19 protein-coding genes are annotated in these 23766 nt (G+C 53.8%); 8 read left to right on the top strand and 11 right to left on the bottom strand.

Annotation, left to right across the window (positions count from 1 at the left end):
• Window positions 1–11: 11 nt before the first annotated feature.
• A complete protein-coding gene (locus tag CGL_RS11565) occupies window positions 12–1904 on the bottom strand; it encodes a BCCT family transporter (protein ID WP_011015047.1) in 1893 nt (630 codons plus the stop codon).
• 100 nt (window positions 1905–2004) lie between these two features.
• Here CGL_RS11565 and CGL_RS11560 point away from each other — a divergent pair, with 100 nt between their 5' ends.
• Complete coding sequence (locus CGL_RS11560; RefSeq protein ID WP_011015046.1) at window positions 2005–2667, top strand: metallophosphoesterase; 663 nt, start codon at window positions 2005–2007, stop codon at window positions 2665–2667.
• Between the two features lie 67 nt (window positions 2668–2734).
• On the opposite strand, the gene thiX is transcribed toward CGL_RS11560, so the two are convergent.
• Together thiX and aceA are read right to left on the bottom strand one after the other, a co-directional pair.
• Window positions 2735–3307: a thiamine biosynthesis protein ThiX gene (thiX, locus tag CGL_RS11555; RefSeq protein ID WP_011015045.1), complete on the bottom strand. Its 573-nt coding sequence runs from the start codon at window positions 3305–3307 to the stop codon at window positions 2735–2737.
• A 211-nt stretch (window positions 3308–3518) separates the two neighbouring features.
• A complete protein-coding gene (aceA, locus tag CGL_RS11550; RefSeq protein ID WP_003859378.1) occupies window positions 3519–4817 on the bottom strand; it encodes an isocitrate lyase in 1299 nt (432 codons plus the stop codon).
• A 598-nt stretch (window positions 4818–5415) separates the two neighbouring features.
• Between aceA and glcB the strand changes: the two genes are divergently transcribed.
• Window positions 5416–7635, top strand: coding sequence for a malate synthase G (glcB, locus tag CGL_RS11545; RefSeq protein WP_011015044.1), 2220 nt, complete (start codon window positions 5416–5418; stop codon window positions 7633–7635).
• Here glcB and CGL_RS11540 read toward each other — a convergent pair.
• A complete protein-coding gene (locus CGL_RS11540; protein WP_011265927.1) occupies window positions 7632–8399 on the bottom strand; it encodes a D-hexose-6-phosphate mutarotase in 768 nt (255 codons plus the stop codon). The genes glcB and CGL_RS11540 overlap by 4 nt on opposite strands.
• A 148-nt stretch (window positions 8400–8547) precedes the next feature.
• On the opposite strand from CGL_RS11540, the gene CGL_RS11535 reads away from it, so the two are divergent.
• The gene (locus CGL_RS11535) at window positions 8548–9522 is read left to right on the top strand and encodes a bile acid:sodium symporter family protein (protein ID WP_003859383.1); all 975 of its coding nucleotides are present in this window, start codon (window positions 8548–8550) and stop codon (window positions 9520–9522) included.
• A gap of 263 nt (window positions 9523–9785) precedes the next feature.
• Here CGL_RS11535 and CGL_RS11530 read toward each other — a convergent pair whose 3' ends face one another.
• Window positions 9786–11186 (bottom strand): PepSY-associated TM helix domain-containing protein, encoded by a 1401-nt coding sequence (locus tag CGL_RS11530; RefSeq protein WP_020948620.1) that lies wholly within the window; start codon window positions 11184–11186, stop codon window positions 9786–9788.
• A gap of 224 nt (window positions 11187–11410) precedes the next feature.
• Window positions 11411–12316, bottom strand: coding sequence for a ribokinase (locus CGL_RS11525; protein ID WP_011015041.1), 906 nt, complete (start codon window positions 12314–12316; stop codon window positions 11411–11413).
• A gap of 90 nt (window positions 12317–12406) precedes the next feature.
• On the opposite strand from CGL_RS11525, the gene thpR reads away from it, so the two are divergent.
• The gene (thpR, locus tag CGL_RS11520) at window positions 12407–12958 is read left to right on the top strand and encodes an RNA 2',3'-cyclic phosphodiesterase (RefSeq protein ID WP_003859391.1); all 552 of its coding nucleotides are present in this window, start codon (window positions 12407–12409) and stop codon (window positions 12956–12958) included.
• Here the strand turns inward: thpR and CGL_RS11515 are convergent.
• The 4 genes from CGL_RS11515 to CGL_RS11500 are packed head-to-tail and all read right to left on the bottom strand — an operon-like array spanning window position 12955 to window position 17694.
• Complete coding sequence (locus CGL_RS11515) at window positions 12955–14394, bottom strand: dipeptide ABC transporter ATP-binding protein (RefSeq protein WP_011015040.1); 1440 nt, start codon at window positions 14392–14394, stop codon at window positions 12955–12957. The genes thpR and CGL_RS11515 overlap by 4 nt on opposite strands.
• Window positions 14387–15217 carry an ABC transporter permease gene (locus CGL_RS11510; protein ID WP_011015039.1) on the bottom strand — a complete coding sequence of 277 codons (831 nt, stop codon included), beginning with the start codon at window positions 15215–15217 and terminating at the stop codon, window positions 14387–14389. The genes CGL_RS11515 and CGL_RS11510 overlap by 8 nt, the downstream gene beginning before the upstream one ends.
• Window positions 15218–16186 (bottom strand): ABC transporter permease, encoded by a 969-nt coding sequence (locus CGL_RS11505; protein ID WP_011015038.1) that lies wholly within the window; start codon window positions 16184–16186, stop codon window positions 15218–15220.
• Window positions 16183–17694, bottom strand: a complete 1512-nt coding sequence (locus CGL_RS11500; protein ID WP_011015037.1) for an ABC transporter substrate-binding protein — start codon at window positions 17692–17694, stop codon at window positions 16183–16185. The genes CGL_RS11505 and CGL_RS11500 overlap by 4 nt, the downstream gene beginning before the upstream one ends.
• Window positions 17695–17944: 250 nt before the next feature.
• On the opposite strand from CGL_RS11500, the gene CGL_RS15725 reads away from it, so the two are divergent.
• From CGL_RS15725 to CGL_RS11485, 3 genes are all read left to right on the top strand, one after another.
• Window positions 17945–18223: a hypothetical protein gene (locus tag CGL_RS15725; RefSeq protein ID WP_227747712.1), complete on the top strand. Its 279-nt coding sequence runs from the start codon at window positions 17945–17947 to the stop codon at window positions 18221–18223.
• 267 nt (window positions 18224–18490) lie between these two features.
• Window positions 18491–19840 (top strand): TRAP transporter permease, encoded by a 1350-nt coding sequence (locus CGL_RS11490; protein ID WP_004567745.1) that lies wholly within the window; start codon window positions 18491–18493, stop codon window positions 19838–19840.
• Window positions 19841–19850: 10 nt separating this feature from the next.
• Window positions 19851–20108, top strand: a complete 258-nt coding sequence (locus tag CGL_RS11485) for a hypothetical protein (protein ID WP_011015035.1) — start codon at window positions 19851–19853, stop codon at window positions 20106–20108.
• 10 nt (window positions 20109–20118) lie between these two features.
• On the opposite strand, the gene CGL_RS11480 is transcribed toward CGL_RS11485, so the two are convergent.
• Window positions 20119–20841 (bottom strand): GntR family transcriptional regulator, encoded by a 723-nt coding sequence (locus CGL_RS11480; protein ID WP_011265924.1) that lies wholly within the window; start codon window positions 20839–20841, stop codon window positions 20119–20121.
• Between the two features lie 78 nt (window positions 20842–20919).
• On the opposite strand from CGL_RS11480, the gene CGL_RS11475 reads away from it, so the two are divergent.
• Window positions 20920–23766, top strand: coding sequence for an FAD-binding and (Fe-S)-binding domain-containing protein (locus CGL_RS11475; protein WP_011015033.1), 2847 nt, complete (start codon window positions 20920–20922; stop codon window positions 23764–23766).

Below are 23766 nucleotides of genomic sequence, written 5' to 3'. Positions count from 1 at the left end.
GTCGTTATTTTTTAATCCTTTTTCGCGTCCACTTCGCCTTCTTCGGTCGATTCCGGTGTCCAACCATCGGCCCATTTGCCGGTGGTGAAGTCATAATCAACATCATTGCCTTCTTCGTCGGTGCGCTGATACCAGTCGGTGATGTGATCAGCGGTGGAATCGAAGGTAGCACCCGCTCCACGACCTTCCTCTGCAGGTTCGATGGAGAGCTCGAAGTCGTCGCCGTGTTCTTCCAAGCCACGAACCACCGCGTTAGAGATGGCTGCCTTTGCATAGCGTTGTCGAATAGCGGCTGGGTCTGTGGATAAGTCCTTAATAAAGGCAATAGCCATCACGATCAACACCAGCGCAAACGGAATGGCGATCAAAATGGTGAGGTTCTGCAGACCAGTCAGCGCGGATTCGCCACCAGTAAGCAGCATGACCACCGCGATGCCCATCATGCACAGTCCCCAGAACACCACGATTAATTTGTTTGGTGCAGGGTTACCTTGGGAGCTCATCGTTCCCATCACCACGGAGGCGGAATCGGCAGAGGTAACAAAGAATACTGCCAGCACAAAGATCAAAATGAACGGTGTGATCGAGTACAGCGGAAGGTTGCTGAACATATCAAACAGCACCTGTTCCTTGGATGAACTGCCGTCAAAACCATCTACGTTCTCGCGGTTCATCGTGATGGCAGTTCCACCGAAAATGGTGAACGCCAGGATCAAAATGAAGGAGGGGATAGCCATGGTGATGAGCGCGAATTCACGCAAGGTGCGGCCGCGAGAAATACGCGCGATGAACATACCCACGAATGGAGTCCATGCGATCCACCATGCCCAGTAGAACGCCGTCCAACCAGCTTGGAATTCAATGGTTTCCTCACCCCACGACAAAGACTTGCCAGCCATTGACAAGAACTCACTGCCATATTCCAACACACTCGATGGGATCAAGTTGAGCAGGAACAAGGTGGGGCCGGTGATGAACACAAACAGGACCAATCCAAGCGTCAAGGAAATATTGAGGTTGGAAAGATAACGAATGCCCTTGGACACGCCAGATACTGAGGAGATGATGAAGCCAATGGTCAAGATCGCGATGATGGCGATCAAGATGTTGTTGGTGATTTCCGAAGCGCCAGAAATAATCTGCACGCCCTGACCAACCTGAATTGCTGAAAGGCCCAAGGTTGCAGCCGTTCCAAACAGCGTGGCGATGATCGCCATCATGTCGATGAGGCGACCCGCGATACCTTCGGTTTTCTCACCGAAAAGTGACCGGAAGGTGGAGCTGATCAAGGTTACGCGGCCGCGTCGGTAACTGGAGTACGCCAACGCGCCGCCGACCAAGGCATACAGCCCCCAGGCGGATAAGCCCCAGTGGAAGTGGGACTGCGCAAGTGCTTGGTGCAAGGACTCAGGTGTAGATCCTTCCACGGTGTGAGGTGGGGGACTGAGATAATGCCACAGCGGTTCGGAAGGACCGAAGAAGAAGATACCGACACCGATGCCGGCGCCGAACATCATCGCAATCCAGGAAAAGCGAGAGAATTCTGGTTCGTCTTCGTCCGTGCCCAGCTTGATGCGGCCGTAGCGCGAAAAAGCGATGTAGAGCATGGTGCCAATGCCGATCAGCATGACAAAGTTGAGGAGCCAACCAGTATTCGTCATAGCCCAACTGAACATCGTGGACGATACTGAAGAAACCGAATCAGGGCTGGAAATGCCCCAGGCGATGAACGCCAGAATTAATGCTGCGGTGACGCCGAAAACGGTTTTGTCGAGTCCGAACTTGTTGCGTTGAGCATCGACCGAAATGCCAGGAACTAGGCCTGGGTGGGTGTCGTGAGGATAATGAGGTTCCTCGGGTGACTCTTGGGATTCAGGCAAGTTATTGCCAGAGTTGGTGGACATGTGTGTCCTCTCCATTGTGCACCACAATGAGGTGGTGCTGGATGGGCAAGATATTTACGTATAGAGCTTTTTTAAGAAGTCGAGTTAAATATTCCTGTTTTTGTATTATAAGCAATTGGACTCCCTAGTATTCACGGATGGGGAGTCAATCGCAAAAGCTAGACTGGCGTCTATGACTGACATGTGGTTTAGCTCTGACCTTCATTTAGGTCACAAATTCGTGGCATCGATGCGGGGTTTCGACGATCCAGATGAACACGATGAAGTAATACTGAGCAATTTTGAGAACACGATCGGCCCAGATGATGTGCTGTGGATTCTGGGAGATCTTTCCTCTGGTGCCCATCGCGCTGAAGAGCGCGCGCTGGGCTTAATTGCTGAGCGGCTGGGCGGCGTCGTCAAGCATCTTGTTCCTGGAAACCACGATTCTTGCCACCCGATGTACCGGCATGCGTACAAGCGACAGCGGCGGTTTTTGGAGGTTTTTGATTCGGTTCAGGCGTTTCAGCGGATGAAATGGGACGACGAGGATGTCTACTTGTCGCATTTCCCTCGGCCGGGCCAAGATCATCCGGGGATGGAATCGCGGTTTGATGATCTCCGCCTGCGTGTGCCTTTGCTGATTCATGGGCATTTGCATTCCCAGTTCCCCATGACGGGGCCGGGGCAGGTTGATGTTGGGGTAGAGGCGTGGGGTTTGAAGCCGGCACCTCGTGAATTAGTGCAGCTCAAGCTGTGGGAATCGCTGAGCGAGAAGATTTAAAAGACAAAGAAGGCGCATCCTAAGGAATCAACCTTGACGATGCGCCTTGAGTGCGTTTTAAGAAAACTTAAGCGGCTGCGAAAGTAACTGGGACTTCAGCAACATCGCGGAAACCTTCGGTATGATCGCCGAAGACCTTCGCTACACAAGCCTGAGTGGTGCAGTCCAAGCCAGTGCCGGTTGCGGTAGCTTCAAGCTCCACAGTTGCGGTGCCGTCTTCTGCGATCTCTACAGTCGCGCCGGGCTGGGAGTTGCTCAACCATGCCTGGGACGTGAAATCAGCCATTTCGCCGGTGCAAGAAGGAACTGGGTTACCAGGGTTCGCTACGGAATCGCAGATCGCTGCGTAGTAGCCGCCCTCTGGATCAAGTCCAGAGATTTCGAAGGTAACCTGCTCACCGTCCACCAACGCTGCTGGTGAAACAACGATCTCTACGTCCTCTTCCACAGGAGCTGAGGAAGTAGTCGTTGCGGAAGAGGTTGAGGTGCTGCTCGCAGAAGTTGGGTTCTGAGAAGTAGTCAAGATCTCATTGGTGCGCTGGACTGGGGAATCCTGCTGGTGAGGTGGAGAACACGCAACGAGAGCTGCAGACAGGGCTGCGGTGGCTGCGATGCCGAAGACGGTGCGGGAAATAGACATGTATGTCCTTTCATTGACGACTTTAATCTGGCGACTTAAAGAAGTAGTTTATGGATTCTTTCGGAAAATTTGCAGTCAACAGGCAACGTTGGGGGCACCTATGAAACACATCTCACACGATAGGGGATTTGTGGAGGGCATATATAAGGAAAAACTCCCTACATCCGTTGTACAGATGTAGGGAGATTTAAATTGTCAGAACCTGTAGGTCCTAGTTGTGGAACTGGCCTTCTTCAGTGGAACCCTTCAAAGCGGTGGTAGAAGAGTTCGGGTCAACGGTGGTTGCGATCTGGTCGAAGTAGCCTGCGCCAACCTCACGCTGGTGCTTAACAGCGGTGAAGCCACGCTCTTCAGCTGCCTTGAACTCACGGTTCTGCAGGTCAACGAAGGAGGTCATGCCTTCGCGAGCGTATCCGTAAGCCAGGTCGAACATGCCGTAGTTGAGGGAGTGGAAGCCTGCGAGGGTGATGAACTGGAACTTGAAGCCCATTGCGCCGAGTTCCTTCTGGAACTTAGCGATCTCATCTGCCTCGAGGTGTGCAGACCAGTTGAAGGATGGGGAGCAGTTGTAGGACAGCAGCTGGTCTGGGAACTCAGAGCGAACGCCTTCAGCGAACTTCTTAGCGAGCTCCAGGTCAGGGGTGCCGGTCTCCATCCAGATCATATCTGCGTATGGTGCGTAGGACTTTGCACGTGCGATACATGGCTCGAGACCATTCTTGACGTGGTAGTAGCCTTCTGCGGTGCGCTCACCGGTGATGAATGGTTGGTCGCGCTCATCAACGTCAGAGGTGATCAGGGTTGCTGCCTCAGCGTCGGTACGTGCGATAACAACAGTTGGGGTGTTTGCAACGTCTGCTGCAAGGCGGGCAGAGTTCAGGGTGCGGATGTGCTGCTGGGTTGGGATCAGAACCTTGCCGCCGAGGTGGCCACACTTCTTTTCAGAAGCGAGCTGGTCTTCCCAGTGGGTGCCTGCAGCGCCAGCTGCGATCATTGCCTTCTGGAGTTCGTAGACGTTGAGTGCTCCACCGAAGCCAGCTTCGCCGTCCGCGACGATTGGGACAACCCAGTTGTCAACGGAGGTGTCGCCTTCGGTGCGTGCGATTTCATCGGAACGCAGCAGTGCGTTGTTGATGCGACGAACGACGCTTGGAACGGAGTTCGCTGGGTAGAGGGACTGGTCAGGGTAGGTGTGGCCGGAGAGGTTGGCGTCACCTGCGACCTGCCAACCGGACAGGTAGACAGCCTTCAGGCCTGCACGAACCTGCTGAACAGCCTGGTTACCGGTGAGTGCGCCAAGCGCGTTGATGTATCCGTCACCTTCCTGGGTGACTGCGTCCCAGAGGATCTCTGAGCCGCGGCGAGCAAGAGTGTGCTCCTCGATGACGGAACCCTGCAGATCAGCTACCTGGTCTGCGGTGTAGTCGCGGGTGATGCCGTTCCAACGAGGGTTGGTGTCCCAATCCTGCTGGATTTCCTGTGCGGTACGTGGCTTTCCAACGTTTGACATCAAAGTCACTTCCTTAAGTGCTGATTCGCAATGGGCGGTGCCGACCACAAAGTATGAGCTAATGCACTGTCACTGTTTCGACGTGATGTGCATCGGTTTGCGTGGTGGCGTGGTTCACACATTGCTCCATCGGGCATTGGTGCGTCAATCGGTTTGGGTTTTTAAGTTTTGTGCGGGGGTGGTCACCCCTGTTGTGAAGTTTGCAAAGTTCTGGCTTCGCAGAAAAAGTGGGCGGGGGAGTTGCTAGTACGGATGTACTGGGCAAATGCTCTGAAATGGGAAAATGCAGGCACCGCAACGTTCCGTAGGTTTCGAAGGTGTGACCTAGATAAAAGTCGGGGTTAGGCGGGGGTAATGACTTAGTAAAGTTCGCAAACCCCTTTTGCTGGTGACGGTGATCACTTAGTCTGATCACATCGCCAAACACGATAAGGGTTGAAATCGAAAGAAGAGTGGCACCTAGATTCCAGAGGTAGTCAGAGTGCTTTTCTTAAAAGAGTTTTCACAACCGTTAACGGCGTAGCCAAACAAGAAGGATTCGCATTCTTCTGGTTTAGGCACAGGTCATCTAAAACCCATGCTTTAAAAGGAGCCTTCAATGACTGAACAGGAACTGTTGTCTGCTCAGACTGCCGACAACGCTGGAACTGACAGCACCGAACGCGTTGACGCGGGCGGAATGCAGGTTGCAAAAGTTCTCTACGACTTTGTAACCGAAGCGGTACTCCCTCGCGTGGGTGTGGATGCGGAAAAGTTCTGGTCCGGATTCGCCGCCATCGCCCGGGACCTCACCCCACGCAACCGCGAGCTGCTTGCTCGCCGCGATGAACTGCAGATGCTTATCGACGACTACCACCGCAACAACTCCGGCACCATCGACCAAGAGGCGTACGAGGATTTCCTCAAAGAAATCGGATACTTGGTTGAGGAGCCAGAAGCTGCAGAAATCCGTACCCAAAACGTCGATACGGAAATCTCCAGCACCGCAGGACCTCAGCTGGTTGTTCCAATTCTGAACGCACGCTTCGCGCTGAACGCTGCCAATGCTCGCTGGGGTTCCCTCTACGATGCGTTGTACGGCACCAACGCCATCCCAGAAACTGATGGCGCTGAAAAGGGCAAGGAGTACAACCCGGTCCGCGGCCAGAAGGTCATCGAGTGGGGTCGTGAATTCCTCGACAGCGTTGTCCCACTGGACGGTGCTTCGCATGCCGATGTTGAGAAGTACAACATCACCGATGGAAAGCTTGCAGCCCACATTGGAGATAGCGTCTACCGACTGAAAAACCGTGAATCCTACCGTGGCTTCACCGGCAACTTCCTTGATCCAGAAGCAATCCTGCTGGAAACCAACGGCCTGCACATCGAGCTGCAGATCGATCCTGTCCACCCAATCGGCAAGGCAGACAAGACTGGTCTCAAAGACATCGTTTTGGAATCTGCGATCACCACGATCATGGACTTCGAAGACTCCGTTGCAGCTGTTGATGCTGAAGACAAGACCTTAGGTTACTCTAACTGGTTCGGACTCAACACCGGCGAACTGAAAGAAGAGATGTCCAAGAACGGACGCATCTTCACCCGTGAGCTCAACAAGGACCGCGTCTACATTGGCCGCAATGGTACCGAGCTGGTTCTGCACGGTCGTTCCCTGCTGTTCGTCCGCAACGTTGGTCACCTCATGCAAAACCCATCCATCTTGATTGATGGCGAGGAGATCTTCGAAGGCATCATGGATGCTGTCTTGACCACTGTTTGTGCCATCCCAGGAATTGCTCCGCAGAACAAGATGCGCAATTCCCGCAAGGGCTCCATCTACATCGTGAAGCCTAAGCAGCACGGCCCTGAAGAAGTCGCGTTCACCAACGAGCTCTTCGGCCGCGTTGAGGATCTGCTTGATCTGCCACGCCACACCTTGAAGGTTGGTGTTATGGATGAGGAGCGTCGCACGTCCGTGAACCTGGATGCCAGCATCATGGAAGTTGCTGACCGCTTGGCATTCATCAACACTGGCTTCCTGGACCGCACCGGCGATGAAATCCACACCTCCATGGAAGCAGGCGCCATGGTGCGCAAGGCTGATATGCAGACCGCACCGTGGAAGCAGGCCTACGAGAACAACAACGTTGATGCAGGTATTCAGCGTGGTCTTCCTGGCAAGGCTCAGATCGGTAAGGGCATGTGGGCGATGACTGAACTCATGGCAGAAATGCTGGAGAAGAAGATCGGCCAGCCACGCGAAGGCGCCAACACTGCATGGGTTCCTTCACCAACTGGTGCGACGCTGCACGCAACGCACTACCACTTGGTTGATGTGTTCAAGGTTCAAGACGAACTGCGTGCTGCCGGCCGCCGCGACAGCCTGCGCAACATTCTCACCATTCCAACCGCACCAAACACCAATTGGTCTGAGGAAGAGAAGAAGGAAGAGATGGACAACAACTGCCAGTCCATCCTCGGATACGTTGTGCGCTGGGTTGAGCACGGTGTTGGTTGCTCCAAGGTTCCAGACATCCATGACATCGACCTCATGGAAGACCGCGCAACGCTGCGTATTTCCTCGCAGATGCTGGCCAACTGGATCCGCCATGATGTTGTCTCGAAGGAGCAGGTCTTGGAGTCACTGGAACGAATGGCAGTGGTCGTCGACAAGCAAAATGCGGGCGACGAGGCCTACCGCGATATGGCGCCGAACTACGACGCCTCCCTCGCCTTCCAGGCGGCTAAGGACTTGATTTTCGAAGGCACCAAGTCCCCATCGGGCTACACCGAGCCCATCTTGCACGCACGCCGCCGCGAGTTCAAAGCAAAAAACTAAGCACGCTTTTCGACGCTTACCTGCATCCCAACGGTGACTGACTGCCCCGGAGCCACCCTCACTCCTTTTTGGTCAGCACCCAAAAGCGCCGGTTCAACACACACAAAGTCGCGCCATTCACCTTCGCCAATATCGGCCACGGTGGAGGCGCGACTTTCGCCTGGATTCCACACCACAGTGGAATCATGACCATCGCCCTCAATGGTGATGATGCGATCGGTATCAAAAATCCTCACAACCGGAGTCCCTAGCGCAATGCGATCGAACTCGCCATCAAAAGTAACGGGACCATCTTGGGTCTCCACCTCATTGTTCAGGCGATTGAGAATGTCCACCCCATCAAGGCCACGGACCTCGATCTTTTCTACATCATCCACCTTGAAATAAGGGTGGAAGGCCAACTGCACAGTGCGTGCCTCATCGGTGTCGTTGTAAGCGCGCAGGGTGATCTCAAAACCATTCTTAGTGCTGTTCGCACGAATATCCAGCAGTAAACCATCGCGGCCATATTCAGCGTGAATTTGGCCGTCATGTTCAGTCACGTCCCACGCGGAACGCTTCGCCCAACCATGTGCAGGGTCCAAACCAAGCAGTCCACCAAACCATGGAGCAATGATGGGCACACCACCCCTAATTGCATTTCCCTCCCCATATTGGGAAGCGGAGCTAACAAACAACAGCTCACCTTCAGGTGATTCGGCGTGAACAATATGAGCGCCAGCGGGGGAGATTTCCAAGCCACCGGAGGTAATAAAAGTAGTCATACTTCCAAAGTATAGGCCGGAATTGCCCCCACGTTGTGCCTTAAGCATCACTACTGCGTTAAGGTATGAAAGTTCGCACACCAGCGATTTAATTCTGTGCCCACCACTAGCACGACCATTTCAGTTTTAACTTTCTTGGAGTTTTCTAGTGTCCAAAACAGAAGAAGGCCGTTCAGCGGCCATAATTATTTACGCGTTTCCAACTTTCATTCTGCTGGGCGCGATCATTGCGTTTATCTTCCCGGAACCATTCATTCCGCTGACAAACTACATTAATATCTTCCTCACGATCATCATGTTCACCATGGGTTTGACCTTGACGGTGCCCGATTTTCAGATGGTGCTTAAACGTCCACTGCCTATCTTGATCGGTGTAGTAGCGCAGTTTGTCATCATGCCATTCCTGGCGATCGTGGTTGCGAAAATGTTCAACCTCAACCCAGCACTCGCCGTTGGCCTTCTCATGCTGGGATCCGTTCCGGGTGGCACCTCCTCCAATGTGATTGCGTTTCTCGCCCGAGGAGATGTCGCGCTATCGGTCACCATGACCTCTGTGTCCACCATTGTTTCCCCAATCATGACGCCTTTCCTCATGCTCATGCTGGCAGGTACTGAAACCGCCGTCGATGGTGGAGGCATGGCGTGGACTTTGGTACAAACAGTGCTGCTGCCTGTGATCATCGGCCTAGTTCTGCGTGTCTTCTTGAACAAGTGGATCGACAAGATTTTGCCGATCCTTCCTTATCTCTCCATCCTCGGTATCGGTGGCGTGGTGTTCGGCGCAGTCGCAGCCAACGCGGAACGACTCGTGTCTGTCGGACTCATCGTGTTCGTTGCAGTTATCGTGCACAACGTACTTGGATACGTTGTGGGATACCTCACCGGCCGTGTATTCAAATTCCCAGAAGCAGCAAACCGCACCATGGCGATTGAAATCGGAACCCAATCCGCAGGCCTCGCATCGGGAATGGCAGGACGATTCTTCACCCCAGAAGCAGCCCTTCCAGGTGCTGTCGCTGCCTTGGTCCACAACATCACCGGCGCAGTTTATGTTGGGCTGGTACGAAACAGGCCTTTGACTAAGGCATCAAGGAAGAAGGAATCCGTCGCGGTTTCCAGCTAACTTATTTGCTGCCCGTTAGAGGCGCTGAGTTTTTGACACGGGCGTGCCCTTGGATGAGCTCATGTTGGAGCTTCTAACGGCTATACAGAGAGTCGACTTTTTCGAGTTCTTATCTAGTTTTTGAGCCAGACCAAACCACGCTGCCCACGAAAACTGTTTTTCAGTTTCGTGGGCATTTCTGACCGGTTTTGAGGTCTTAAAACCAGTCACAGATGCCCACGGATCCCATTTCCAGGATTCGTGGGCGGTGTGGTTTGGTGTTCTTAGTTGGACGTGTCCGCGCGCCCGGACATACGAGAAATAAACCGCACTCCAAGGCTTAATCCAATAAACACGAGCAGTGAAACTGCAAAAAGTGGCGCGAGAAGCCCATACGCGATCACCACAACACCCAACGCGATAGTTCCCCAGGTGGGTTTTTCAAATCCTGCACGCTTGGGAGCGCTAGGCCAACCTTCCCGTGGCCGATGCTGCCACAGCATCCAATACCCAAGGCCGATCATCACGATTATTGAGGCAGCCAACAGCCCAAGTACAACCTGGTTGGGAAGGCCAAACAGGGTGCCCATGTGAAGCTGGATGAGCCATGCACTCGCTTGAGCAGCTAATGGCCAATCAGTGGAATTCAAACGGTTGGTCAGCATTCCGGTGTCGCCATCAACAGCGATGGTGTCAGTGGTGAATCGGTAGGCGTCGCGGTTTTCTGTGGCAGTCCACGCGAGGCCATCTTGTGCTGGGGGAGTAATGGTGAGGGGAGTGCGTAATTCGGAGATAGCCGTGGCCGCTACCAGATCTATAGAACCTGAGCCTGAGGTTGCCGACTCCATATGCATGTGATGACCTGCGTGTTCATCATGCATGTCCACTTGTGGGGCAGCTGTTAGAGAAGCGTTAACGGAAGGCTGCGTCCAATTGAGTTGGGTGCGTAAATCCGTGATGTTGGATCCCGCATAAGTTGACCAGGTCAGGCCAGTAAAGGTGAGGAACACAAAACCCAAGCCCGCTACGGTGCCCAATGCTGCATGTCGGCGATACGTTTTCACTCGACCACGGCCACCAGTTCGCACCATCTTTCTCAAGCGGCCGGGCTTTTTGTTGCGCAACCACAATAATGCGAAACCGCCTACGGCTAAAACTCCGAGCCAACTTGCCGCAAGTTCGGAATAAATACGTCCAGGTTCACCAAGCCACAACATGCGGTGACCTTGCGAGACCCATTGCCGAAACGGCAGTGCAGCTGAGCTTCCGTATTGGGTGGTATCACCGGTGATCTCGCCGGTGTAGGGATCAACAAACACGGCGCGGACTGTGGATTCAGCAAGCGTCTCGTCGGCGAAGAGGACGCGGGTGGTGGAGGAATCATCGCCAAGCCGGACACCTGAGAGATCTAAATCGGGGTGGAGTTCTTGGGCGATGCTCACTTGTTCACGCACCGGAAGAGCTGTGTCGCTAGCCGACTTGGAGACCGTGAGCATTTCCTGATTAGAGATGCTTTCAATGGTGGGGGAGAACGCATACACCAGTCCGGTGAGCGCAGCGATGAAAATCAACGGTGCGCAGATAATGCCGGCAAAGAAGTGAAGTCGATGAAGAAGTCGCGGCGCTTGGGAAGGGTTCCTTCTTGTTTGCTGCGAAACCGCATTGGTGGAAGGTGCAAGAGTCATGATCCAGTAGTCGAGTACAGACCGCATTCAGTTCCCTAAAGAGGGTGAGAGCTTTAAAGAATTGGTGAATTCATTTGCCAACAGGTCTATGATGATCAGCAATGATGAATGCACATGATTTTGATGCTCAGGTGGAATACCTGAACCAGATTTTCGAAGTGTCGGAGGAGCGAATCCTCCACGATGACATCTTGTTACACATCACCTCTTCTTAAATAGTTTTTTTAAACAGAGGGAAGTGAAACGCTCGCGTCCGGATAGGACGCTTGCGCTCCGGCGGTTTGCACCGAGTAAGCGCCGACGCGTGCTGCGTGGGTGGCGGCGTCGATAAGCGAATCGCCTTTAATTAGTCGTGCGCAGAAGGCTCCGGCAAAAGCGTCACCGGCTCCCGTGGTGTCAACTGCCTGCACCGTTGGTGTGGCGATGTCCGTGATACCGGTGGCATCGGCGACCAACGCGCCTGCGGATCCAAGCGTTAAAACAACAGAGGCGAAACCGGCGTCGAGGAGAGCTTGCGCGAGCTCGTGGGGATCCATGGAATCGATGCCTGCCCCGAATTGATCCAGAATCAGGCCGGCCTCGTGCTCATTGGCGATGATCGGATCAGCCTCAAGTAACGCGGACTTCTCTACCTCGATGACGGGCGCTAGATTCACCACGACGCGACCCATGGTGTGGTGAATGGCCTCTTTGAAGCCATCCGCAGGGATCTCACCTTGCAGCAACAGGATTCCAGCTTCAGCTAAAAGAGCGGATTGGCTGCTTACATAATCACAATTGACCAGGGAATTCGCGCCGGGGATGACAACGATATTGTTCTCGCCGTCTTTGGCAACGGTGATAACTGCAAGCCCGGTGGTGTCATCTACTTCGGATACTGCCGTAAGGTCGACGCCTGACGAACGAAGGAATTCTAAGGCTGGGGCAGCGTAAGGATCCTTGCCCACAGCGCCGACAAAGGCGACGTCTGCACCTTGAAGAGCGGCAGCTACTGCCTGGTTGGCGCCTTTGCCTCCTGCAGTGATGTGTCCACCACTGCCCAACAGTGTTTCGCCAGGTGCTGGGTGGCGGTCAACGAGAACATTAAGATCAGCGTTGATGGAGCCGACTACGACAATTCGATTATTCATGGAACATCCTTAGCGGAGTTATGCAAACGTTTTCATAAGGGGTTATTCCATTCTACGTCGATCTTTGTAGAAGGTGGTTATTATGGCTTCATGAGACTGTTCGCGTCTATCACTCCGCCGATTGAAGTCACCGAGCATCTGATCAACGCGCTTCGTCCCTACAAGGATGATCTGCGGTGGTCTGATCCAGACAATTGGCACATCACGTTGGCGTTCTATGGAGAATTACCTGATGGGGCAGTCGAAGATCTCATTGAGCATCTGACAAGTGCAGCCCGAATCAATGAAGAATTCACCATCAGAATCAAAGGCGCAGGCTCATTTAATCGGAAGAATTTGTGGATGGGTGTTGGTGGTGACACCAAAGATCTGCGGCGACTGATGGCTGATTGTCTGATTGATCCTGAGGAACGCCGACGCCAGCGTGCACACCTGACCGTGGCGAAACCAACGCAGCGACAGCGCAGCCGCGATTGGGATCCTGTCATCCCCGATCTGGTCCACGCTCTCTCTATATACGAAGGCCCCGAATGGCCAGTCGATGAGATTGAACTGGTGTCTTCTGAACCTGGAAAAGGCAGAAGCGGTGGGCCACTGTATACAACCGTGGCCACCATTGCGTTGTCATCTGCGCTGGTTTAAAGGCTCAACCGCGGAACGGCATCAAGCAGCTCCTTGGTGTATTCGGTCTGTGGGTGATCATAAACCGAATCGATGGGCCCTTGCTCAAGGACTCGTCCCTGTTCCATCACCCACACGGTTGTGCACAGGTGTCTCACCACTGCCAGATCGTGGGAGACGAACACCAAGGTGATGCCGTATTCTTCGACGAGTTGTTGGAGAAGATCCAGTACTTGTTTACGTACGGACACATCGAGGGCGGAGACAGGTTCGTCGGCAAGCAGGATCGCTGGTTTGATGGCGAGGGCTCTGGCGATGGAGATTCGTTGGCGCTGTCCTCCGGAGAATTCGTGGGGGTAGCGATCTAAGACATCGGGGCTCAGTCCCACTTGGGTGATGACTTCCGCAACCCGTGTGGTTTTCTCCGCCGCGTTCCAACCAAGCAGTGGTTCGGCGACAATGTCTTTGATTTTCATCCGTGGGTTGAGGCTTGATTGGGGATCCTGAAACACCATCTGCACACCACCGGTTACCGCAACGGTACCGGTTGTGGGCTTATCCAAACCGGCGATGAGCTTCAGCAGAGTCGTTTTGCCGGAACCTGATCCGCCGACTATTCCAAGCAGGTCACCTTTGCGCACCGCCAATGAAACCTTGTGGAGGGCGGTGGTTTCTTTAAAGCTTTTCGACGCCTCCTCCACATCAATCACTACCGGCGCGCCAGAATCTGAGGCGATTTCTGGCTGGTCAAGGATTGAAGCATCAAGGAGCTGTTGGGTATACGAATGGGCGGGGGAGCGAAGAATTGCCTCGGTGTCGCCGCGTTCTACGGTTTCGCCGGATTTCATCACCAATAAGCGTTCGCAGGTGCGCGCGATGAGTCCAAGATCGTGGGTGATGAACAATAAAGCGGTGCCACGTTCTTTGGTGAGACGCAGCAGCAGATCGACGATTTGTTTTTGCACAACCACATCCAAAGCCGTGGTGGGTTCATCGCAGATCAACAGGTCAGGATCATTGGCCAGCGCCATTGCGATTAGTGCGCGTTGGCGTTGCCCGCCTGAAAGTTCGTGTGGGTAGGCCGAAGCGGTGCGTTCGGGGAGGGAGACGTCGATAAGCAAGCTTTTTAAGCGCGCCCGCGCGTCTTTTTTGCTTGCCCCGTGCAGGGTCATCATTTCTTCGATTTGGCGGCCGATGCGCATGAGCGGGTTGAGTGCGCTCATTGGTTCTTGGAAAACCATGGCGATGCGGGTGCCACGGAATGTAGCGGAGGGTTTGCCGTTGAAGGTGATCTGGCCGGTGGTCGGCAGGTCAGTTAAACCCATGATGGATAGCGCGGTGAGTGATTTGCCTGAGCCGGACTCGCCGATGATGCCGACGCGTTCGCCGGGGTTGACCTCGAAGGAGACGTTGTGGACAAAATTGTTGCCAACCGTTAAATCAGAAACTTTAAGCACGGCCGACCTCCCGCTTTGGATCGATGGCATCGCGTAAACCATCACCGAAAAGATTAAAACCAAGGACCGTCAAAGCGATCGCAGCACCGGGCCACACCGCCAACATGGGGGTGACGCCGATGGATGCTTGAGCGGTTTGCAACATGCGACCCCAGCTGGGATCCGGGGGAGTGGTGCCCAAACCGAGGAAACTCAATGCGGCTTCCGCCAGGATCGCCAGGGCAAAAGCTACTGATGCCTGAACGATCAACATGCTGGTGATGTTGGGCAAAATATGGCGAAGCGCGATCCGGGCGGAACTTACTTTTGATAGCCGAGCAGCTGCGATGAAATCCTGACTGGTCACCTGCAATGTGCCTGCACGAGCCACGCGGGCAAAACTAGGGATGCCTGCGATGCCGATCGCGACCATCGCGGACCACGTGGAGGCGCCGAAAACGGCGCCGGAAATAATCGCCAACAACAGTGCTGGGAACGCCAACATTAAATCGGCACCACGCATGACAAAGGTTTCCACCATGCCACGGCGCATTCCCGCAGCAATACCCAGTGGCGTGCCGATTAATGCTGCGATCGCCACCGCAATGATGCCCACCAACAACGTGACGCGGGAACCAACCATGATCTGGGATAAAACATCGCGACCATAACGATCCGTTCCCAACAGGTGCCTCAAAGAACTTCCCTCAAGGCGCTCCTGTGGGAAAGCTTGAACTGGATCAAACGGAGTCCAAATGAAAGACAGCGCAGCAAGAACAAATACAACGGCAACGATGAAGCCGCCGATTTTCCCTGAAAGGGGCATGTTTTTGATCGTTGTCACTTAAGCCACGCTCCCTGGAACCTTAGTGCTAGCAACCCCAACAGCACCGACTCTTGGATCAACCACCTGATACAGCAGATCAACCACCAAATTAACCAGCAACGTGAACGCCACCAGCAGCATGACAATAGATTGCACAGCGATGAGATCACGGTTGGACACGGACTCCAGCAGCATCGAACCGATTCCGGGGATGACAAAGACTTGTTCAATCACCACGGCGCCGATAACCAAGGTTGTTAGCTGCAAACCAGTGACGGTAAGGACAGGAAGAGCAGCATTCCGAAGACCGTGGATGATCAACGCGCGGTTGAAGCTCATACCTTTCGACCTCGCGGTGCGCATGAAATCTTGCCCCATTACATCCATTACTGCAGAGCGGACATAGCGGGTCAAAATTGCTGCTTGAACAGCAGTAAGAGCCAGAACCGGGAGGATCAGCCTGGCTAAGAAACCTCCAAAGTTTTCCGACGGCGGAATCCAGCCATTGGCGGGCAGCCACCCCAAACCAACGGCGAAGACAGCGACCAACAAAATACCGGCGAGGAAACTAGGGATCGCAATGCCAATCTGGCTGATGCCGGAAATGATCACGCCACCGCGCCGGGCCGAAAGCACACCAAGTGGAATGGCAATGAGCAACGACAACACAATGGAGCATCCCACCAAAATGAGGCTCACTTGTAAGCGGTCAAAAATGATGGGGGAAAGGTCTTGGCCAGAGCTCAGCGAGGTGCCGAAATCGCCAGTGAGCATTCCACCTATCCAGGAAAAGTACTGTTGGAAAAGCGGTTGATCAGTACCTAATTGTGATTGCAACGCAGCGATTGCTTCTGGTGTCGCGGTAATTCCCAGGGCAACAGCGGCGGGGTCACCGGGGATGACTCGAATCAGCACAAAAATGATGATGCTGGCGATCACAAAAGTCAGGGTGTACCGCAGCACAGTCCAAGCGATTGTTTTACTCACTGCGCTACCCCGGATTCTTTCCGACCAATCAACGACAATTCCAACGCCCCGGACACCACGTTGGGATCAATGCCGGTGATCTCTGGTGACATCACCACGATGTTGGCCACGTTCATGAGGTTGTCGGCGACGGCTTGTTCCATGATTCGATCGACAGCTTGTTGCATCAATTCCACTTCGTTTGCTGAACTGTCTGCCTCTGCGAGGAGGGCTTGGGTTTCGGTGTCGTCAAAGCCCAAATAGTAGTTGGGGCTAAACAGCGTGGGGATGTCGCGGGGTTCCACATGCGCGATTAGTGACATGTCGTAGTCTTTTTGCCCCATGACCTGTGCCAACCAGACGGCTGGGAACTCGGTTGATTCAATCACAGGATCAAAACCAACATCTCGCAGTTGCGAGTACAGGATTTCAGAGGCTGCCTGAGCGTACGGCAACGAAGGAATGGACATGGTGATCCGCGTTCCCTCGGCGCCGGCCTCCTCTAACAATGCCCGTGCGCGGTCCGGATCGTAGGGGTACATCGTGGATTTCTCGTACCACGGATCAGTCGGCGGAACAGGCACGCCACCAGTGTCGGTGCCGTAACCTTCCAACGCGGTATCAATGACGGCTTGGCGATCAATCGCAAACATCACCGCCTGGCGCACACGCACATCATCAAAAGGTGCACGCTGATTATTCATCGACAGCAACATCTCACCATTGGTTGTGCCCACTTCCACGGTGTATTCCTGCAGCGTAGCCAGCTGTTCGGGCGCTTGCATCGCCCAAATCACGTCCACGTCACCGCTTTGCAGCGCATTGGTCGAGGCCGTCGCATCGCTGAAGTAGCGGATGGTTGCGGCGTCGTTAAGCGGCTTCTGCCCCCAATAATCGGCCCGCGCGCCGAACCCAATTGCGCGGCCCGGCGCCCAGTGCGTCACCGTGTACGGGCCGGTGCCAACGGGATCAGTTGCCAGCTTATCGACGCCCCCCTCCGTCATCATGGCACCGATCGCGGTACCCATGCTCCACAACCATTGGTTGGACGGCCTGACCAGCGAAACTTTCAGCGTGTGATCGTCAATCACCTCGGTGGACTCCACCACATCCATGCCACTTTTCAAACCATTGGTCCAGTCAGTTTTTACCCGATCAATGGAAAACTTCGCAGAATCAGCATTGAAGGGATCGCCGTTGGAAAACAGCACACCCTCCCGCAAATGGAAAATGTACTCGGTGCGATCGTCTGAAATATCCCACGACGTGGCAAGCAGCGGCTGAATCTCACCCTCCGCATCGATGCGCACAAGCCCCTCGTAAATATTGGACATCATCGCCTGCGGAATAGCAGCGCCCGCAGCATTGGTGAAATCAAGTGACGCCGCAGCAGCCGTGGTAGCAATGACAATGGATGATTGATCAACAGCAGGGGGCTGCTGATACGCAGTCGATCCAGCAGAGCATGACGACACCACGATTGTGCTTGCCAACAGCAATGATGGCAGGAGTCCGCGCGTGATCTTCATGGCTTCTGAGATTAGTCGGTGTGATCCGGGAAACTAAATGGAAAACTAAAATGGAAGGCAATGGATACCCGCCGCATGAACCTCCGCCAATGGAAAATCCTCGTTGCCCTCATCTCTGCTGCAGTGGCGGCTCTCGGAGGGTGGTGTGCATATTCCTTTTGGGCACCTCGCCGACACCGTCTCCTGGGACTGCGGGGGAGGCAGCTGCGCCACCAACGATTTGGTATCCCTGTTCATGCCGGCCGCCTTCATGAGTACCCTCGCCGCCTGCGTATTTGGCGCGTGGGCCATAGGTTTGATCGCTCCCGCACTATTCATCGCGGTGACTGCCTGGGCATTTCGCTCCGGCGTGCAGGCTGCGATTGCCGACGGCTACACGTCCGCGACTTCCGTCGGCTTCGAAATGACTGTCTCGCTCATTCTTTTCATCATCGCAGGTCTGTGCTTTCTGGGCTGGATCCCCATGTTCATCAACAACCGCCAAGTCGCGCGCAAGGTCCGCGAGAGGGCTGCGGGCTTGAGCAATTAGGCTCTCGCTTTTCGACGTTTCCCTCCTTCTCTCCATTTCTGCCTAGAGGTGCCTGACTCTTTGGAGTGAGGGCCTTAAACGGTTCTATCACCCCCATATAGAGGTACGTCTCACCGTTTTTAAAGGTGTGACGTAATCCACTGACGTGGGATTTTGGGATAAGGGGCCACTTTTTGGGTGAAAATTCCACGAAGTTAATGCCGCTTTAAGTCAATTCAATCACATGTAACATGCTACGGTTTTTTCGGTCACTTAAAGGAGGCGCTTATGGGAATCATTGCTCTGCTCGTTTTTATCGCAATTGCCGTGATATTGAATGTGTTTTTGAAACGAGATATTTCAGAAGCATTGCTAGTTGGATTAGTAGGAACTGCGCTTGTCGGCGGTGTAAATGCACCGACATTACTGATTGATGCTGTAGTGGATGCTGCTCAGTCGGAAGTTACTTTCGCAGGTATGGCCTTTGTTTTCATGGGCATCGTTGTGCAATCAACTGGATTGATTGATCGATTAATCGCAATCCTTAACTCGATTTTTGGTCGGCTTCGAGGTGGCGCAGGTTATGTTTCCACTCTTGGATCTGCGCTCATTGGACTCATCGCTGGATCAACGGCTGGAAACTCCGCGACGGTTGGCTCAGTGACGATCCCTTGGATGAAAAAGACGGGATGGACTGCTGAAAGGTCCGCAACGTTAGTCGCGGGCAACTCTGGCCTTGGTGTTGCGTTGCCTCCCAATTCAACAATGTTCATCATTTTGGCATTGCCAGCTGCAGCAGCTTCTTCGGCCTCTCAGGTGTACATTGCTTTGGCTTGTGGTGGTGCGTATGCAGTGCTCTACCGCTTAGCGGTCGTCTTTTACTGGACACGTAAAGATAAAATTCCTGCCACCCCTGATGATCAACGGGTGTCATTCGGTGAGGCAATGAAGACTGGATGGCGTTCACCGTTGATCTTCCTTGGAATTTTGATCCCCGTAATCCTCACAATCGGCCCATTGTCTGAATGGTTAAAGACACATGGAGTTGGGGAGTCTGGTGTTAAATCGATGTCGATCATCGTGTGGGTGCCAATTCTGATTACGGCAATTGCTCTGATTGAAGGGCGTAAACGAATTGCTAACAACATGGCACACTTTAGGGTTCAGATCTCCAAGGACTTGCCACAATTTGCCACCGTAGGAATTTCGTTGTTTTCTGCGCTTGCAGCAGCGAACATCATGGAAGAACTGGGTGTTGGCCCGCAGTTGTCTAACTGGCTTGATTCCATGGACCTACCTAAGTCTGTCATGGTGATCATTGTCTGCATCATGTGCATTGTGGTGGCAACGCCACTGTCGTCAACAGCAACCGCGGCTGCGATTGGTGCTCCCGCTGTCGCTGCGTTGGCTGCGGTAGGTATTGATCCAACTGTGGCGATCGTAGTGATCTTGCTGTGCACTTCCACTGAAGGTGCATCCCCGCCGGTGGGCGCGCCGATTTACCTTTCTGCTGCGATCGCCGATGCAAACCCAACGAAAATGTTCGTACCACTGATTACGTACTTTGTTGTCCCCATGATTCTGCTTGCTTGGCTAGTTGGAATGGGATTCTTACCAGTGATTGTTCCTACGGGTTAAAGGGGTAAAAATGAACTCAATTTTCAAACTATTTAGTGTTCTGTTTGCCGTATTTCTAGTGGCTTTCCTCATTGGTGGCACCCTTATTGTCGGTGTTCAAACAGTGGGAGTGATCTTGCTGAGTGAAGACCTAGTTACTGGTGCCACTCGGAATATTGCTCCGTGGGCGTTTGGCTCCGCGACACTTTGTGCAGTGTGCGCATTTGTGTTGAGGTACCGGCCCGGCCGTCCAACTGGCTCCGATACTGTTCAGCATGAAATTGATTAGGTAAATATGCCTAAACTCCCGCCGTGTACTGATCCCAAATCTTCTGAGCAGCTCCTTCGCCGGATTTTTCCACTGCTTGTTCTAGTAGTAGCTTTCCGGTGACTTGGATATGCTCCCGCATGGTGGCTCGTGCCATTTCTGCTGATTGTCGTTTGATGGCATCCAAGATTGGTTCGTGTTCTTCCAAAATATCGCCAAGGGTGCGTTTGTTCCCGGCAGTAGAAGCACCGAGGATACGGGTGTGTGCGCGTAGTTTTTCTACCAGGTCAGCCCCGCGTTGGGAGTGTCCCATGGTCATAATTTGTCGGTGAAACTGCCGGTCATGGGTGAAAAATGCTTCTTCGTCATTGTCGGCCTCGGCTTGCGCCATGAGTGCAATGATGTCATCTGCTTCGTGGAGCTGTTCTTCGGTGCGTAGCTGTGCTGCCCGGTATGCTGCGGCGGGTTCAATGCCTAGACGAAGGGCAAAAATTTCGGCGACATCAGAGGGTTTGGTTTCGACAATTTGGAATCCGCGGTTCCTGGTGAAGCGGATGAGCCCTGCTTCTTCCAGGCGGAGCAGCGCGTCTCTGACGGGGGAGCGGGAAATGCCTAATTGGTCGCTGACCTGGTAAACGCTGTACCACTCTCCGGTGACCATTGTTTTATCAAGGGTGGATTCGCGGACGAAATCCATGACTTGGTCGGTGAGTGAGCGTGCGGGGGCAACCCTTTTTGTTGGCATGTCTGACATTATCGCACAATTCACCACAGTAACCGGTAACATGTTACTCAAAGCCCGCTTGGATCGAATTTCACAAAAGGACCCACCATGACTCACACCATCAAATTCAACAGACTCGACCCAGAAGTATTTAGCCAGCATTCTCGCGCGAAGCTGCGCACGGATATGACAACCCGTGCAGCATATTCTTCTGATGCAGGAATTTTTAGACGCGTCCCTGCAGCTGTAGCTGAACCAGAAAATGTGGAACAAATTCGTGATGCCATTGCTGTTGCGGTGGCACGAGGGTGGTCTGTTGTTGGGCGCGGTGGAGGAAGCTCGGTTGCTGGAAATGCGATCGGTGAAGGTTTGATCATCGATACGTCACGCTATTTCAACCGCATTTTAGATATTGATCCAGTTGCACAAACTGCAGTTGTGGAACCCGGTGTGGTGTGTGATGCCTTGCGCGATGCAGCCGCAGAATTCGGATTAACTTACGGCCCGGATCCTTCCACGCATTCCCGGTGCACGATCGGTGGCATGGTTGCCAACAATGCGTGTGGTTCACACTCGGTTGCATTCGGTACAGCTGCGGAAAATCTCGTGGATGTCACGCTCATGCTCAGCGATGGCCGAGAAGTCACTGTGACAAAAGATGGCTGCGATGATGCTGAGATCAATCAGAAGCTCACCGACTTAGCGTCCAAGAATCAGGACCTTATTAGTAAAGAACTGGGTCGTTTCCCTCGCCAAGTGTCGGGCTACGGTTTGCATTATCTTGCCCACGACATGGCCAAAGCAATGGCGGGCACCGAGGGAACCATTGGAATCATTACTCGGTTGACGGTGAAGTTGGTTCCAACACCCAAAGTGAAAGCGCTTGCTGTCCTGGCTTTCGACACGGTTTTTGACGCCGCCCGAGCAGCCGCCAAATTGCGACTGCCTGGGGTAGCAACCATTGAAGGCATGGGCGGAGATCTCCTCGCTGCGCTGCGCAGTAAACAGGGACAATCAGAAGCTGGGCAGAATCTTCCAGGAAACCGCATCGGCATTGAAGCCGGCGGATGGTTGTACTGCGAGACAGGAAGTGACACCCTGCAGGCCGCGGTACAAGCCGCCGAGGAAGTCGCAACCGCCGTTGACACCATTGATTACGTGGTCGTGTCTGAGCCTTCTGAAATGCGGGAATTGTGGCGCATCCGTGAATCCTCGGCGGGCATTGTCACGCGCTTAGCTGATGGTGGGGAAGCGTGGCCGAATTGGGAAGACTCGGCGGTGCCTCCAGAGAATTTAGCTGATTATCTCCGCGATCTTTATGCGCTGATGGATAAGTTCGATTACCAGGGTATTCCATTTGGACACTTTGGAGAAGGCTGCGTCCACGTTCGCATCAGTTTTGATTTCTCTACCAAGGAAGGCCTGAAGAAATTCGAGGCGTTCATGAATGAAGCCTCCACCTTGGTGGCGTCTTATGGTGGCAGCCTCTCGGGCGAGCATGGAGACGGTCGCGCCCGCTCATCCTTCCTTGACCGCATGTATTCAGCAGAAATGCGTGCACTCTTCGAAGAATTCAAGCTGATTTTCGATCCCCAGCGCATCTTCAATCCGGGAGTGTTGGTCTGGGCAGATCCTGTCATGCAAGGACTTCGCATGGACCCGGGCCAGCGCGCCCTCGACATCACGCCCGTACACAAATTCTCTAAAGACAAAGGTTCCATGATCAACGCGGTGAATCGCTGCGTGGGTGTATCCGCATGCCGCTCAGAATCCGACGCGATGTGCCCGTCCTTCCAAATCACCGGCGACGAAGTACATTCCACCAGAGGCCGCGCCCGCTTGCTCTCTGAGATGTTCCGCGGTGAATCCATCGCCGACGGCTACCGCAGCGAAGAAGTCAATGAAGCCCTTGACCTGTGCCTTTCCTGCAAAGCATGCGCATCGGAATGTCCAGTCAACGTCGACATGTCCACCTACAAAGCCGAATTCCTGGACAAACACTACGCCGGCCGACTTCGCCCCATGGCCCATTACGTCATGGGCTGGCTGCCGCTTCTGGGACACGTTGCCCATAAAATACCGCTTCTTCCTACGCTTATCGACGCCACCATGCAGTCAGCACTCACCGCCCCAGTGGTGCGCAAGGTCGGCGGGCTCGCTGATCGCCCGTTGATTTCCTTCGCCCACCGCTCGCTGCGCAAGTACAAGCCGAAGAAAAACTCAGGTGAAACGGTGGTGCTGTGGCCCGATTCCTTCAACACCAACCTCGACACCGGACCAGCTCACGCAGCGATCAAAACTCTTGAAGCCCTCGGTTACAACGTGGTCATCCCAGATGGCTTCGTCTGCTGTGGACTCACCTGGCATTCCACCGGCCAATTGAGCATGACAAAGAAAGTCCTAGAACAAACGGCGAAAGTGATGAAACCCTACCTGGACCAAGGTCTAACAGTCGTTGGTTTGGAACCTTCGTGCACCGTCATGCTTCAAGATGAGGCAACAGAACTCTCCGATAACCCTGATCTGGCACGCCTTGCAGCACTGACCAAACCATTCGCTGAGGTCATCGCACCAAAGATCACCGAGCTAGTCGAGTCTGGAAGCCTCCAGCTAACAGAATCAACTGCGCTTACCCAGGTGCACTGCCACGAGCGTTCGCTAGGCGACCCACAACAATCGGCACTCGTTCTTGAAGCTTTGGGTGTAAAAGATGAACAAATTGCCACTGGTTGTTGCGGGCTTGCCGGAAACTGGGGCTTTGAAAAAGACCACGCTGAAATGTCCTTCGCACTTGGTGAACGAGAGCTGTTCCCCAAGGTCAGAAAAGCAGAAGGACATGTGATTGCTGACGGTTTCTCCTGCCGCACCCAGATCGAACAAGGCACCGGAAAACAAGCAACGCACCTTGCAGAGGTGGTCTTAAGCATCTTGGAGCAAAACAACATGGCACAATAA

The organism is Corynebacterium glutamicum ATCC 13032, assembly GCF_000011325.1.
In the GTDB taxonomy this organism is placed as follows: Bacteria; Actinomycetota; Actinomycetes; order Mycobacteriales; family Mycobacteriaceae; genus Corynebacterium; species Corynebacterium glutamicum.
Note: the sequence above shows the minus strand (reverse complement) of the source record. Positions and strands in the feature narration are given on the sequence as shown.